Here is a 13,833-nt window from a genome sequence, read left to right as displayed (position 1 = left end):
TGAAGCAATTGAGGTCTTGGCCGGCCCCGGTCCAGAAAAACCAAGGCATGTTTGCCAATGGTGATAATATCGCCATTCTTCAACGTGGCCTGCTTGACGGTCAGCCCATTCAGGAAGGTTCCATTCTTACTGTAAGTGTCTTTCAGAACATACCGATTGTTTTCCTTGCTGATGACCGCATGATCACCAGAAACGGCATAGTTGTCGATGACCAAATGGTGGGTTGGATTTCGACCAATGGAAAATGTTTCGATATGCTCAAGGTTGAACTCCTTGATGGTTCGGTCTTTGAACTTGACAAGCAATCTGATCATTTGACCGCCTTTTGTTCACCCATACGTTAGACAGCCGTCCGCCACCGTTACGCTTTCGCCATGGACGCCGGTCGATTAGAAAACACGCGTTTGAGGCTCAGGACCGTTTACGGGCACCGAAAAGTGAAGCAATCCATGCCGGGAAGCCTGCAATCCGTTTGATCAGGGAGGGGTTCGAGCCACCCTTTTCCGCAACGACACGAACAACAATGACCGTGATGTTGTCCTCACCACCGCGTTGAAGGGCCAGTTCGGTCATTTTTTGCAGGCCGTTTCAAGGTCGTTTTGATAGACCATGTCCCGGACCTCTTCCCGGGATAATTTTCCGCTGAGGCCATCGCTGCACAGAACGACGATATCGCCGGCAAAACATGGTGTTTCCACCGTGTCCACCTTCACATCCGACCGGATTCCCACGGCTCGGGTCAGGATATGGGCCAATTTTCCGGGAGGATAGCGCCCTTCCAACGATTTGGGGAGTTTCTTATACTCATGAAGCAGGGTGTGAGGGGTGTAGAGATTTTCAATTTGCCCGTTTCTCAGCAGGTAAATGGGGCTATCACCGACATTTGCCGTATACAGGGAGGCGCCAGCGACATAAAGGGCGGAAACGGTTGTCCCCATCCCCCTCAAGGCGGCCTCGGCGACAGATTTGGCATGGATCTTCTGATTGGCCCGTTGGATGCTCTGAAGCAGTCGATCGATGGGTGATGGCAGGTTATTGGCTTGCTCTGCAGGATCCGCTTCATCGGATTTGCCGGCCAACAGGACCATGGACACGTCAATGGTTTCTACCGCGATCCGGCTGGCGACCGCTCCGCCGCGATGCCCCCCATCCCATCCGCCACAACATAAAGCCCCAAAGCTTCATTAAGCAGATAAGAATCTTCATTCGCCTTGCGAACCTTTCCGATGTCACTCCAACCTGCGGCGCTAACCGTAACCATGTTTTGCCCCTTTTTTTCTTAAAGACAATAAATTTGAATGGTTGTCAAGCAAAACAGTGGTATCATAAGAAATCTGATTCAAAGCTAAGTAATATTCATGTTCTGTATTCAATTCATAATTCTTGTTTCCAAGTGTCAGACAGTGGGCTATAATTGCATTAAATGCTCCAGCCGTTATTCGGTCTTGGAGGCTGCCGGTAGGTCGGATTATATTTTCATATAAGTATCCCAAAAGCATTTAAGATCAACCGTATCAACCCGGAGGTGAAAAGATGAAGACCCTTAGCGATACCGTCACGACACGGATCGAAGCGTCGGTTCTGCAGTTTTTTTCACCCTATGGTCTGCTTTGCACCGTCGCCCTGATCCTTTTGAGCGTCCTGATCTTCACCCACAGCACAACCGAGATGCGCACACATGAAGGACCGGCCGTCGAAAGCCGGCAAATCCAATCGCCGATGCTCGAAACGACCCGCTGATCCTCGCCCCTTGACGCAACGATCGCCAGCGCTATTCCTTTTTTCGGCTGAAAGTCAAATTAATCAAGGCCAGAAGTGACGTCCCGACAATCAGTAAAAAAGAAATGGCGTTGATCACCGGCGTGGATCCGTCTCGCACCTGAAGGTAGAGGGTAATGGGCAGGGTGGCTTCGGAGCCGACCAGAAACAGGGTGGTGTTGAAGTTTTCAAAGGACATGAGAAAGGCCACCGCACCAGCACCGATGATGGCCGGTCGCAGAAACTTGAGCGTAATGTGCCAAATCACCTCCAGGCGGTTGGCACCCAGGTTGAGGGCCGCCTCTTCCAGTGTACGATCGAATTTTTTCAAACGCGCCGAAACCACCAAGGTCACCAGGGTGGCGATGAAGGAAAACTGGCCCAACACCACCAGCCAGAATCCGGGCCGAAAGAGGGGTACGTCTAAATTGAAGGTGTTCTCCACGGCCACGCCCAAGGTGTTGGCGAAGAGCAAAATGGAAATACCGAGAATCACGCCGGGAACCACCAGGGGGGCCAACATCAGGAAGTAAAGCGCCTGTTTGAAGCGGAACTGCTCCTGCTCGAACAGAAAAGCGCCGCAGGTACCGACAATGGTGGATAAAAGCGAGACCCAGAAGGCCACCTTGAAACTGACCCAGATGGCCGAGAGGTTGACCGTGTCGTGAAAAATGCCCACTCGTCCGGGCTGATCACCGGTGAACCATGTGAGGGTGAAGCCTTTCCAGGGGAGCGCCGGAAAAGGGGAGTCGTTGAAGGCCAGCACGCAGGTGACCACCAGGGGCAGGAAAAGAAAGCTGAAAAACAACCCCACGTAGATCTTGAAGCCGATCGTGTAGGGCCGGGTATTGGGCAGTGAGCGAATCATTGAACCACCTGGCTGAGTTTCTGGCGGGTCAGCTTGAGCCCCAGCCAGATGATCGATGAAGAGAGCACCAGCAGCAGGAATCCGAAAGCGGCACCCTGGTTCCAATTGAAGCTGGCGATAAACTGGTTGTAAATCTGCTCGGTGAACCAAAGAGAGTTCTTGCCGCCGATGAGGTTGGGGGTCAGATAGTTGCCCAGGGTAAGCATGAAGACAACGATGCCGCCGGACATGATCCCCGGCATGGCATGGGGAATGATGATCCGGGTAACGATGCTAAAGATGCCGCCGCCCAGGTCATAGGCGGCCTCGATCAGGCTGTCGTCCAGGCTCTCCAGCACTGAAATCAGCGGCACCACCATAAAGAGCATGGACGTATAGACCAGCCCCATCACCATGGTCACGTCATTGTAAAGCATCTCCACCGGACGCTGCAGCAACCCGCTCACCATCAAAAAGTGGTTGAGCACCCCACTTTCCCGCAAAAGGATCATCCAGCCATAGACCCGCACCAGCTCACTGACCCAGAAGGGCATCAGGAGCAGCAGGCTGAGAAATCCGCTGAAACGTGGGGAAACCACTTTGGTGATGTAGAAGGCGACCGGCAGGGAAACGGCAAAGGTGATCATCGTCACTAAAATGGCATAGATCGCGGTGCGCATGAACGTACGCCAGTAGACCGGCTCCTGAAAAAAATTGAGGTAGTTGACCAGGCTCCAGACCATGGCGCCGGAATCGTCCTCGGTGTGGAAAGACATCAGCAACAGGTCCACATGCGGCAGCACGATCAGCAGGAACAGCCACAACACGACCGGCGTGATAAAAAGCAAAAAAGTTAGGGAACGTCGACTGCGCATGGCGGTCATCTATCCTTGAAGCAAACGGCCGATCGGGCACTCCAACCGATCGCCACGCGATCGCCGACCTTCAGGTGATCGTACTGACGGTTCTGCGGCAAAGCAATCATCAACTCCGTGGCACCCGCCTCCGGCATTGCCAGCATGCGGCTGTTGGCACCGTCGAACAGGATCGATTGAATCACCGCCGTCATGCGGTTGAAGTTCTCCAGACCGGCATCCGGAGCGATGATGATCGCTTCGGGACGAATGAAAAAGATCACCGGTGTTCCCGGCGGCAGGTCGTCGTGCGTCGCGGCGGAAAACAACTGGTCGTCGTCGGTACGAAGCGTGCACAAACCATCTTGCCGATCGGCGACGACACCCTTCCAGCCGTTGTTCTCACCCACGAAGCGAGCCACAAAGGGCGTTTGCGGCCGGGCATAAAGGTTCCGCGGCGTATCCACCTGCTCGAAACGGCCGCCGTTCATCACCGCCACATGATCCGACATCACCAGGGCTTCGGATTGATCATGGGTGATGTAGATAAAGGTGGTGCCCACTTCGGCCTGCAGTTTCTTGAGCTCCACCTTCATCTGCTCGCGCAGCTTCAGGTCCAGCGCGCCCAGGGGTTCGTCGAGCAGCAGCACGGCCGGGTCGAGGACCAGGCAGCGGGCGATGGCCACCCGCTGTTTTTGTCCGCCAGAGAGCTGGTCGATGCGCTTACCGCCAAAACCGGGCAACCCCACCCGTGCCAGGATATCGTCCACCTTGCGATCGATCTCGGCCCGCGTCTCCCGGCGCCGCTGAAGACCGAAGGCGATATTCTGCGCCACGTTCATCATTGGAAAAAGCGCCAGGTGCTGAAAAATCAGGTTGACCGGCCGGCGGTTGGGCGGAAAACCGGCCATATCCTTACCGCGAATCATAATCCGCCCGACAGTGGGCTCGATGAACCCGGCAATCATTCTGAGAAGGGTGGTCTTACCGCAACCCGATGGGCCCAGGATGGAAAAAAAGCGCCCCTTTTCCACCGCGAACGAAACCTCGCGAACGGCTGTAAAGTCGCCGAAGGTCTTGCTGACGTTTTCAACATTCAGGTCAATGGCCATTGATCAATCGTCCATCTTATTTCACTCAGACTTATTTCGCTCAGAGGCCGGAACCGATTCATTGGAAGCTTTTACCTTGTCCAGAATCAAGCCTTCGATGGATTCCAGTTTGGCCGGCACCGGTGGGTACCATTTGATATTGTCAATGTCGGCCTGGGAAAAGGAACGCTGGAAATTGGATTTGACCTCGGGATCGTAAAATTCGATGGCACCGGCCGAAGCGGTGCCGTACTTCTCCGCATTGGTGAAAACCGCCGCATTTTCGGGCTTCAGCATGAAGTTGATCCACTTGTAGGCCGCACTCACGTTTTTCGCCTTGGCCGGTATGGCAAAGGTGTCGATCCATCCCAGGGCACCGCTTTTGGGTGCCACGAAATCGATGTCCGAATTTTCGGCGTGCAACTTCCAACCGCCATTGTCCCAAGCCATGGCCACATATACCTCGCCGGAGCGCATGCTTTGCAGGAGAGCATCCCCATTGGTCCAATAATTTTTTACCAGGTACTTACCATCGATCAGCTTCTGTCCCACCTGCTCCATCAGTTTTTGGTAGCGATCCGGGTTGCCGTAAAGCGCAAAGGGGTCCTGGTGCATGGAAAAGGCGACGCCGATCAGCGTCGGGCGCTTGAGCCGGTAACTGATCCGGCCGTTGTAGGCGGGGTTGAGCAGATCACTGTAATCGGCGGCTTCGGGGGCGAATTTGCGGTTCACGATCAATCCCGAGGTACCGTAGATATGAGGCAAGGCATAACTCTTGCCGCCCACCAGGGTATTTTTCTTCACCGCCTTGAGCATGGACGGAACGATCTGGGCCGTATCGACCTTGGAATAATCGATGGGCTGATAGAGCTTGAACTTTTCCTGGACGGAGGCGATCCGGTCCTGACTGGGCTGGGCCAGGTCAAAACCGGCACCGCGGGTGGCCCGCAGTTTGGCGATCATCTCTTCGTTGTTCGAATAGGTGGGTTTTACCGTGATGCCCGTCTCTTGCTCGAATTTGTCCATCAGGGCTTTGGGTGCATAACCTTCCCAGGTCAACAGTTCAAGGGTTTCCGCCGCACATGGCAGAGAAAAAGCCACCACCAGCGAAACGGCCAAACATAAAAATGTCAGTTTTTTCATTTTGCACTCCTTCGGTTGGTTGGAACGTACATGATGGGTAGCAATACCCCGCTTCCCGGAAACCGGTAGGGGGTCGAATGGGAAATGGCGGTATGGTGTCGGCAAAGAATTATTTTTTCACTGTATGGCCACTTGTTCCGCGCGTCAAGCTGAAACCCGCCACCATCCAAGGCAATCGCATTTGGATTTCATCCTCCTTGTCAGTGTGACCAGCGACCCGGTGTTTGGGATCAACCAATGCCAAATGCAAAAATCCAAATGTCGATTGAAGGCTTATATCGATGATAACGGTTAGGATTCGATGAGCTCGGCGGACAAGCCTTGAGCGGAGCATAAGGTTTGCAATAAATACGGCTTTACCGTATGAGACGCATGAGGCATTCACACGAGACAAGATGTTGTTTGATACGTCGGGCGAAAAGCGCCGCTACCCGGTGGTGGCCCGCCCGTCGGTAGTCCGTTAACCCTTCGTTTTACAATCACAATCAGAATGGCAAGGAGGTTGAGCATGCTCAAATTAGGTGAAAAAGGCGCAATCCTGCAACGGGACAAGGAAACATACGCCATTGCCCCCCATATCCCTGTGGTGTCGTAACGCCTCAATTGCTGCGCACCATCGCCGATGTGGCCGAAAAATATGGCGCCCAGGCGATCAAGCTGACCGGCGCCACCCGAATGACCATCGTGGGCCTCAAAGAGGAGGATATCGATGGGGTCTGGAACGACCTGCAGTTGGACAAGGGCGCGGCCGTCGGACTCTGTGTACGCAGCGTGCGGGCCTGCCCGGGAACCACCTTCTGCCGGCTTGGCAAACAGGATGCGCTGGGAATGGGAATGGCGCTGGATAAAAAATATCATAGCATGGAACTGCCCGGAAAATTCAAGATGTCCGTAAGCGGTTGTCATCTGGCCTGCTCCGAATCCTGGGTCCGGGATATCGGCTTGATCGGCCAGAAAGAGGGCTGGCAGATGGTTATCGGTGGTAATGTCGGAGCCGAGCCACGGATTGCCCAGGAGCTGGTCAACGGTCTGGATGATCAGCAGGTGATGACGGCCATCGAAAAGACCATTCAATACTACATCGCCAATGCCAATAAGGGCGAGCGCCTGGGCAAAGTGATCAATCGATTGGGATTGAAACCGTTTCAGGACGCTTTGGTCTGATCAGTCGGACCACTGAAATAAAAAAGGGGAGACCGCTGTCTGAAAACGGTCGCCCCTAATTTTATTGGAGGGTTTTTTACCGTCGGGTCGATGGCTGTTCCCGACGGCTGTTTATCAACATAAGTCTCAAGGCCCTTTGTTCAAGGCCGTGCCTGATAATTTATTTGATTTTTCTCAGCCCGGACCCAAACCCGACCAGGGTGGCGCCAAAAAGGAGCATTACCAGCGGTTCGGAGAACACATGCAGCGGCAGCGATCCGCTGCCGACAAAATCGGCGAAAGCATCCGATCCCAGGAAGGGAAAAATCACCAAGAGAAGAATCAGGGCGATGGCGGCGGTGGTCTTTTTCATGTTCAATCTCCTGCTATAAATTCGGGTAACCGTAGCGTCTTTGAAAAATTTTTGCGTCAGTACTTGCCTTAAAAAGCAATAGAAGTGCCAATCCAAAGACAATCCCCATAAAAATCGACAACCAAAAAATATTCATTTTAATTCAATAGGTTATTGTTTTACGAGCCTTTGACGACAAGCGTTGGCGAGAAAAAAGCGAAGAGTTTTGCGGTTGGTTATGAAGCGGACTTCCTAAATATTAGGAGAATAAGAAATTAATTTCACAACTGCTCAGGGCTTCCGGCAGCGGCACCCCCCAGCTGGCCGCAAGCCGCCATGATGCGCCCCCCCTTTTCACCCCGTCTTCTCACGAAGATCTTTTCCGCCACCAACCGATCACGAAAACGGGTGTACGATTCCGTCGAGGGCGCCTTCCAGGCATCACCGGGTGCCGGATTGTAGGCAATCAGGTTCAATTTAACCGGCAGCGGCGCCAGGTAGCGCGCAACGGCCAGGGCGTGCTCCGGGCGGTCGTTGACGCCGTCAATCAACACATATTCCACGAAAATGGCGCTTTTCCTGGCCAGCGGATAGCGCAACAGGGCCTCTCGCAAGGGTGCCATGGGCATGGCCCGATTCACCGGCATGAGCCGGGAGCGAAGCGTATCATCCGGCGCGTTCAAGGAAATCGCCAAGTTCACGGGTGTACCGTCCATGCCGGCCAGGCGATCGATTCCCCCAATCAGACCGACGGTGGAGACGGTGATGTAGCGCCGGGCGATATCCATGCCGCGTTGGTCACTCAACACCCGGATCGCCTGCATCACGTTATCCAGATTATCCAGCGGCTCGCCCATGCCCATGAAAACCACATTCCGCACGTCGACGCCCAACCGGTGGCGGGCCGTATGGACCTGGCCGACGATCTCCGCCGTGGTCAGGCTGCGCAAGAGCCCCATGCGACCCGTCCGGCAGAAGCGGCAGCCCATCCGGCAACCCACCTGGCTGGAGACACACAGGGTAAATCGCCGGAACATGGGAATGATGACCGACTCGATATCCAGGCCGTCGGCCAGACGGGTGATGAATTTGACCACCCCATGGTCCTTGGCCTGGGCCACCACCCGCCCCGTGTCCAGCACCAAGTCACGTCGCAACTGTCCGGCCAACGCCGGCAAACGGGAAAAACAACTCAGCCGGTCCAGGTCGACGCTTCCGCAATGCATCACCTGATGGTAAACGGGCGTGCTGTAGAAGGTCCGCTTCCCATAACGCTGGAAAAAGGATTCGGCAAATTGATCGTGGGTCTGGTCGAGAATGTTCATTAAATGTTCATTACCGGATTCTCAGGGTTCGGCGTTGTCGGCATGCGTTCGGTTTTCAGCCTTGACAGGGTACCCCAACCGAGCAAAAAATCAATGTGAAGTTGCCGGCCGGCACCCGTGGACAGGTGGTCGCCGCTTTTCCCATTTCCGCTGATTATATCGGTTTGACACCCTTCTGGGTTTTTGCCATATTCAGGTCCGCCCGGCGCCGTCATGATCGGCGAGGCCGCCCCAGACAACCCTTTCCGGCACCCATAGCGTGCCAGAGGAACGATACGATGACCGACAACGCCTCTTCATCGGGAAGCCATTTTATCCAGGCCATTATCGAAGCGGATTTGAAAGCCCATAAAAACGACGGACGGGTGGCCACCCGATTTCCGCCCGAACCCAACGGATACCTGCACATCGGCCATGCCAAATCGATCTGCCTGAACTTCGGCATGGCCGAGACCTATCATGGGACTTGCAACCTGCGCTTCGACGACACCAACCCCACCAAGGAAGACGTGGAATATGTGGACGCCATCATGGAGGATGTCCACTGGCTGGGCTTTGACTGGGATACGCGGCTTTACTATGCATCGGATTATTTCGAACGGCTCTATGAATTCGCCGTCGAGCTGATCCGTGCCGGCAAGGCTTATGTGGACGATTTGAGCGCCGACGAGATCCGTAACCATCGCGGCACGCTGACCGAACCGGGCAAGGACAGCCCCTGGCGCAACCGCACGATCGAAGAGAACCTGGATCTCTTCCAGCGCATGCGCGCCGGCGAATTCGACGACGGCACCCACGTCCTGCGCGCCAAGATCGACATGGCCCACCCGAATCTGATCATGCGCGACCCGACCCTCTACCGCATCCGCAAGACCCGTCACCACCGCACCGGCGACGTCTGGTGCATTTACCCCATGTATGATTTCACCCATTGCTTGTCGGACAGCCTGGAGGGCATCACCCACAGCCTGTGCACCCTGGAGTTCGAAAACAACCGGCCGCTCTATGACTGGGTGCTGGACAACGTCACGGCGCCCTGCCATCCCCAGCAGATCGAATTCGCCCGCCTGAACCTGAACTACACCGTGCTGAGCAAGCGCAAGCTGATCCAGCTCGTCGCGGAAGGCCATGTGAGCGGCTGGGACGATCCGCGCATGCCCACCATCTGTGGCCTGCGGCGACGGGGCTTCACCCCCGAGTCGATTCGCAACTTCTGCGATCGCATCGGCCTGGCCAAACGCGACAGCGTGGTGGACATGGCCCTTCTCGAGTACAGCATCCGTGAGGATCTCAACCTGCGCGCCCCCCGGGTGATGGGCGTCCTGAAGCCCCTCAAAGTGGTCATCGAAAACTATCCCGAAGACCAAACCGAGGAACTGGAGGCGATCAACAATCCCGAGGATCCCGGTGCCGGTGTCCGCCAGCTCCCCTTCTCCCGCGAGCTTTACATCGAACGCGACGACTTCATGGAAAATCCGCCCAAGAAATTCTTCCGGCTGGCACCCGGCCGGGAAGTACGGCTGCGCTACGCCTACTTCATCACCTGCAGGGAGGCGATCAAGGATCCTGATAGCGGCGAGGTGGTCGAATTGCGCTGCACTTATGATCCGGCCACCCGCGGCGGTGATGCGCCGGACGGCCGCAAGGTGAAGGCCACCTTGCACTGGGTATCGGCGCCCCATGCGGTGGATGCCGAAGTGAGACTTTACGACCGCCTTTTCAACAAGGCCAACCCCGACGAGAAAGCGGAAGGCAAAACCTACAAGGATTTTCTCAATCCCAAGGCCTTGGAAATCCTCACGGGCTGCAAGCTCGAACCCTGCCTGGCCGGCGTCGGTCCGGGATACTTCTGCCAGTTCGAACGCATGGGGTATTTTTGCGTGGATGCCAAGGATTCCAAACCCGGGGGCCTGGTGTTCAACCGCACGGTGACCCTGAGGGATGCCTGGGCCAAACTGCAGAAAAAGGGCGCCTGATTCATTATTTCTTCTTTTCTATGGATGGTCGGCGGCGAGAAGCCCAATTAGCAGCGTGAGCTTCAAGCCGCCATGCAGCAGCGGCCATTGTTGCGCCGGAAAAGGCAAATGCCGGAGCAGCTCCTTCCGGGGCGCGATCAGGGCCACATGCCACCCTTTGAAATGCCGCGTAAGATGGGCACAGATCGCCCGGAACAGATCCGCTGACCGCCGGGCGGATCCCAACCGGATGCCATAGGGCGGATTGATCACCACCCATCCGGGACAATCGCCGTACTGGTCGCCGCGGCAATCGAAAAAATTCTGTTGAGAAACCCGGACGGCATCGGCCAAGTCACTTCCGGCAACGGCATCACGCAGCCGGCCACAGCGTCCGCATCCAAATCCGAAGCAAAAATCCGCGGCCGATCCAACACCACCATCTGGCGATGGGCCTGCCGCTTGAGGAACGCCCAAGGGTTGGCCGCAAACGCCGGCCAGCCCATGAAAGCAAAATCACGGTTTGCCCCCGGGGCCACATGCTTGGCCATCATCGCCGCTTCAAGGGAGAAGGTACCGGCCCCGCACATGGGATCCACCAGCGGTCTGGCCGGGTCGTACCCTGCCGTCATGAGGATCGCCGCCGCCAGCGTTTCCCGGATGGGTGCCCGTGCCGCCCCGGTCTTGTAGCCGCGTTTGTAAAGGGCCGGTCCGCTGCTGTCCAGGGAGAGACTGAAGCGATCCTCCACGACACGCACAAAAAGGGTCTGGGAAGGGGTCTCCGGCTGCAGCGGTCCGTTCAACCGCCGTGCCATGCCCGCCTGAATCGTCTGTGCAATGGCGGCGGTATGGTACAATCGTGATTGATGGCTGCTCGCCCTCACCCTTGGCATCGCATGGGGCGCCAGGAACAGCTCCCAGGCGATGCCGGCCGTTTTTTTTTTCCAGCTGCCGCAGGTTGGTGGCCGTGAAGGTATCGATGCGCATGAGAATACGCGTGGCCGTGCGCAGGTGCAGGTTGGCCCGCTGGCAATCCACCAGACGCCCGCTGAACCCCACACCGCCCGGCGCGATGGTCATTGCCTCCGGATCCATGCCCAGGTCGACCAGTTCCCGGCGGCACAGTCGCTCGAATCCGGGCGGCGTGACCGCAAAATAATCCCGTATCCGGCCGGTCACATGCCGACGAAGCCGTTTATCGATACTTTCGGGTTGGGGTCGCCGGTTTTCGTGTTTTGTTGGCACAAACTCGGTCATCGGATGGCCACCATGACGGACAGCGGTCCTGATTGGTCTTGATTAAGCACGGCATCGATACTAAGTTGCCAGCCATGCGCATCCGGGTCCATCGACCCTGCGCGAATTCATTGCACCCCTGGCAACCAAACGATTGTCGCCAGGGCCGACTGCAATGCAGCGGGTCTGACGGCAAATGGAAAGCATCGGAGCATGTCCAGCGTTTTAATTCGACCGGCAGTTTACGACATCCAGGCCATTCGCGCAATCGTCTCCGAGATGCTTTCCCCGGAGGCGGTGCCGGCCCTTACGACCGGCAGCCGGGTGTTGCTGAAACCCAATTTTTTACAGCCGGCGGCGCCCGACAAAGCCTTGACCACCCATCCGTTGATCCTGCGTGCCGTTGCCGAGATCGCCCTGGATAGCGGAGCGCACGTGCAAATCTCGGACAGTCCGGCCATCGGCAGCTTCGCCAGACTGCTGAAAAAGGGCGGGTACGCGGAAGCCCTCCAGGGGCTCGACGTAACGCTCCGCCCCTTTGAAGAGACGATTCCGGTGGATGTGGGCGAACCCTTCGGTACCATCGATGTGGCCAGGGACGCCATGGAAGCCGATGTGGTGATCAACCTGGCAAAGCTCAAAACCCACGCCCAGATGACGCTTACCCTGGGGGTCAAGAATCTTTTCGGTTGCATTGTGGGGCTGGAAAAGCCCAAATGGCACATGCGCGCCGGCGTTGACCGGCACCTGTTCGGCCGCCTGATTGTCAGCATCTTCGAAGCGATCCGGCCGGCCTATACCATCGTGGATGGCATCCTGGCCATGGAAGGCCAGGGACCGGGGAAAAGCGGCACCCCACGGGCGCTTGGCCTACTTTTCGGCGGGAAGAACGGCCATGCGGTGGATCAAGTGATCTGCCGGTATGTGGGCCTGGCGCCCGAGGCCCTCGAAACCCAGCGCAATGCCATGGAACTGAGCGTTTACGATGGTCAGGCGGAAGTTGATGGCGATTTCGCCGGGATCAACGATTTTCAGTTTCCGGAGATGGGTTCCCTGACCATGGGGCCGGAATTCCTGGGCCGCTTCATGCGCCGGTTCGTCATCCAGCGGCCGACGGTCGACCCCCGCATCTGCAAACTGTGCGGAGAATGCTGGCAATACTGCCCGGCTGATGCCATTACGCATGCCGATAGCAGCATTTCGTTCAACACCGACACCTGCATCCGCTGCTACTGCTGTTTGGAGGTATGCCCCCATGCGGCCATCCGGGCGAAAACGCCGCTGGTCGGCGGCATCATCGAGTGGATGCGCAGCAAACGCTAACACGCAACAACGGGCCGAAGGCGCGGCCCATGAAAGGAAGGAGATGCATGGCAGGAATCAATAAAGTCATTCTGGTGGGAAGGCTGGGGCAGGATCCAGAAATCCGGTATACGGCCGATGGCCGGCCGATCGCCACTTTTTCGGTGGCCACATCGGAAACCTGGACGGATAAAAACAGTGGCGAACGCCGGGAAAAAACCGAATGGCACCGGGTGGTGGTGTTCGGCAAGCTGGCCGAGATCTGCGGGGAATATCTTTCCAAAGGCCGCCAAGTTTACATCGAGGGCAAACTCCAGACCCGCAAGTGGCAAGGCCAGGACGGCCAGGATCGTTACACCACCGAAGTCGTCGTCGACATACGCGGAACCCTGCAGATGCTCGGTTCCAAAGAGGGGGGCGGTGCCCGGGGTGGCGGCTACAGCGGTGGCCCCCCACAGGGCCGCGGTCGCGGTGCGAACAGCGGCGGCGGCAGTAACGATGGCTTCCAGGATCAAGGCTACCCATCGCCGCCCTACCCCAACGACCAAGAAGATGACATCCCGTTCTGACTCGGTCGATAACTTCTCCCATGGAATGAAAAGCCCTGTTTAGCGGGGCTTTTTTTCAAAATCGGCGTTCCCCGCCCATGGCAGCCTTCATCTTGGGAACGTTGCATCGGCGGCACCCGAAATCACGGGTATACCAGGGCTTGCAATTCATGCGGATATATGAGACATTTCTCTATACCAGCCCCATCGATTGCGCCTGTCCATGTCCAGACGGCTTTGCATCGTACCTCCGCAAAACGTGACCGATGCCTTGAAACG

General features: G+C 56.7%; 14 protein-coding genes and 3 pseudogenes. 5 read left to right on the top strand and 12 right to left on the bottom strand.

Going from position 1 to position 13,833, the window contains the following annotated elements:
• Positions 1-89 precede the first annotated feature (89 nt).
• From JCM12296_RS50250 to JCM12296_RS06865, 3 genes and pseudogenes are all read right to left on the bottom strand, one after another.
• A pseudogene (locus JCM12296_RS50250) lies at positions 90-314 on the bottom strand (FHA domain-containing protein); the annotation flags it as partial.
• 97 nt (positions 315-411) lie between these two features.
• Positions 412-573, bottom strand: a complete 162-nt coding sequence (locus tag JCM12296_RS37915; protein WP_157067422.1) for a hypothetical protein — start codon at positions 571-573, stop codon at positions 412-414.
• Positions 570-1,133, bottom strand: a pseudogene (locus tag JCM12296_RS06865) (protein phosphatase 2C domain-containing protein); the annotation flags it as partial. The gene JCM12296_RS37915 and the pseudogene JCM12296_RS06865, both read right to left, overlap by 4 nt.
• A 400-nt stretch (positions 1,134-1,533) precedes the next feature.
• Here JCM12296_RS06865 and JCM12296_RS06860 point away from each other — a divergent pair.
• Positions 1,534-1,740, top strand: a complete 207-nt coding sequence (locus JCM12296_RS06860) for a hypothetical protein (protein ID WP_054691235.1) — start codon at positions 1,534-1,536, stop codon at positions 1,738-1,740.
• A gap of 31 nt (positions 1,741-1,771) precedes the next feature.
• On the opposite strand, the gene JCM12296_RS06855 is transcribed toward JCM12296_RS06860, so the two are convergent.
• Genes JCM12296_RS06855 through JCM12296_RS06840 form a run of 4 tightly spaced genes read right to left on the bottom strand, consistent with a single transcriptional unit; the run spans position 1,772 to position 5,693 of the window.
• Positions 1,772-2,626, bottom strand: coding sequence for an ABC transporter permease (locus JCM12296_RS06855; RefSeq protein WP_054691234.1), 855 nt, complete (start codon positions 2,624-2,626; stop codon positions 1,772-1,774).
• The gene (locus JCM12296_RS06850; RefSeq protein ID WP_054691260.1) at positions 2,623-3,480 is read right to left on the bottom strand and encodes an ABC transporter permease; all 858 of its coding nucleotides are present in this window, start codon (positions 3,478-3,480) and stop codon (positions 2,623-2,625) included. The genes JCM12296_RS06855 and JCM12296_RS06850 overlap by 4 nt, the downstream gene beginning before the upstream one ends.
• 5 nt (positions 3,481-3,485) lie before the next feature.
• Positions 3,486-4,571 carry an ABC transporter ATP-binding protein gene (locus tag JCM12296_RS06845; protein WP_054691233.1) on the bottom strand — a complete coding sequence of 362 codons (1,086 nt, stop codon included), beginning with the start codon at positions 4,569-4,571 and terminating at the stop codon, positions 3,486-3,488.
• 21 nt (positions 4,572-4,592) lie between these two features.
• Positions 4,593-5,693, bottom strand: a complete 1,101-nt coding sequence (locus tag JCM12296_RS06840; protein ID WP_054691232.1) for an extracellular solute-binding protein — start codon at positions 5,691-5,693, stop codon at positions 4,593-4,595.
• 603 nt (positions 5,694-6,296) lie between these two features.
• Here JCM12296_RS06840 and JCM12296_RS06835 point away from each other — a divergent pair.
• Positions 6,297-6,857: a nitrite/sulfite reductase domain-containing protein gene (locus JCM12296_RS06835; protein WP_306303976.1), complete on the top strand. Its 561-nt coding sequence runs from the start codon at positions 6,297-6,299 to the stop codon at positions 6,855-6,857.
• A 160-nt stretch (positions 6,858-7,017) separates the two neighbouring features.
• Here the strand turns inward: JCM12296_RS06835 and JCM12296_RS06830 are convergent, their stop codons facing one another.
• Entirely contained in the window at positions 7,018-7,209 is a 192-nt protein-coding gene (locus JCM12296_RS06830; protein ID WP_054691231.1) for a hypothetical protein, read from the bottom strand.
• A 260-nt stretch (positions 7,210-7,469) separates the two neighbouring features.
• Positions 7,470-8,513 carry a 23S rRNA (adenine(2503)-C(2))-methyltransferase RlmN gene (gene rlmN / locus JCM12296_RS06825; RefSeq protein WP_054691230.1) on the bottom strand — a complete coding sequence of 348 codons (1,044 nt, stop codon included), beginning with the start codon at positions 8,511-8,513 and terminating at the stop codon, positions 7,470-7,472.
• A 278-nt stretch (positions 8,514-8,791) separates the two neighbouring features.
• On the opposite strand from rlmN, the gene JCM12296_RS06815 reads away from it, so the two are divergent.
• Entirely contained in the window at positions 8,792-10,489 is a 1,698-nt protein-coding gene (locus JCM12296_RS06815) for a glutamine--tRNA ligase/YqeY domain fusion protein (RefSeq protein WP_054691228.1), read from the top strand.
• 18 nt (positions 10,490-10,507) lie between these two features.
• Here JCM12296_RS06815 and JCM12296_RS47140 read toward each other — a convergent pair whose 3' ends face one another.
• The 3 genes and pseudogenes from JCM12296_RS47140 to JCM12296_RS50245 form a co-directional block, all read right to left on the bottom strand.
• On the bottom strand, positions 10,508-10,822 hold the full coding sequence (locus tag JCM12296_RS47140) for a hypothetical protein (protein WP_172683791.1): 315 nt from the start codon (positions 10,820-10,822) through the stop codon (positions 10,508-10,510).
• Positions 10,738-11,283 carry a hypothetical protein gene (locus JCM12296_RS06805; RefSeq protein ID WP_172683790.1) on the bottom strand — a complete coding sequence of 182 codons (546 nt, stop codon included), beginning with the start codon at positions 11,281-11,283 and terminating at the stop codon, positions 10,738-10,740. Before JCM12296_RS06805 ends, JCM12296_RS47140 begins: the two co-directional genes overlap by 85 nt.
• A gap of 232 nt (positions 11,284-11,515) precedes the next feature.
• Positions 11,516-11,725 (bottom strand): annotated as a pseudogene (locus tag JCM12296_RS50245) (hypothetical protein); the annotation flags it as partial.
• A 192-nt stretch (positions 11,726-11,917) separates the two neighbouring features.
• On the opposite strand from JCM12296_RS50245, the gene JCM12296_RS06795 reads away from it, so the two are divergent.
• Complete coding sequence (locus JCM12296_RS06795) at positions 11,918-13,027, top strand: DUF362 domain-containing protein (protein WP_054691224.1); 1,110 nt, start codon at positions 11,918-11,920, stop codon at positions 13,025-13,027.
• A gap of 47 nt (positions 13,028-13,074) precedes the next feature.
• Positions 13,075-13,575 (top strand): single-stranded DNA-binding protein, encoded by a 501-nt coding sequence (ssb, locus tag JCM12296_RS06790; protein WP_054691223.1) that lies wholly within the window; start codon positions 13,075-13,077, stop codon positions 13,573-13,575.
• Positions 13,576-13,833: the final 258 nt, after the last annotated feature.

The organism is Desulfosarcina cetonica JCM 12296, from assembly GCF_001311845.1.
GTDB classification, from domain to species: domain Bacteria; phylum Desulfobacterota; class Desulfobacteria; order Desulfobacterales; family Desulfosarcinaceae; genus Desulfosarcina; species Desulfosarcina cetonica.
This window is presented reverse-complemented; position numbering and strand designations above follow the sequence as displayed.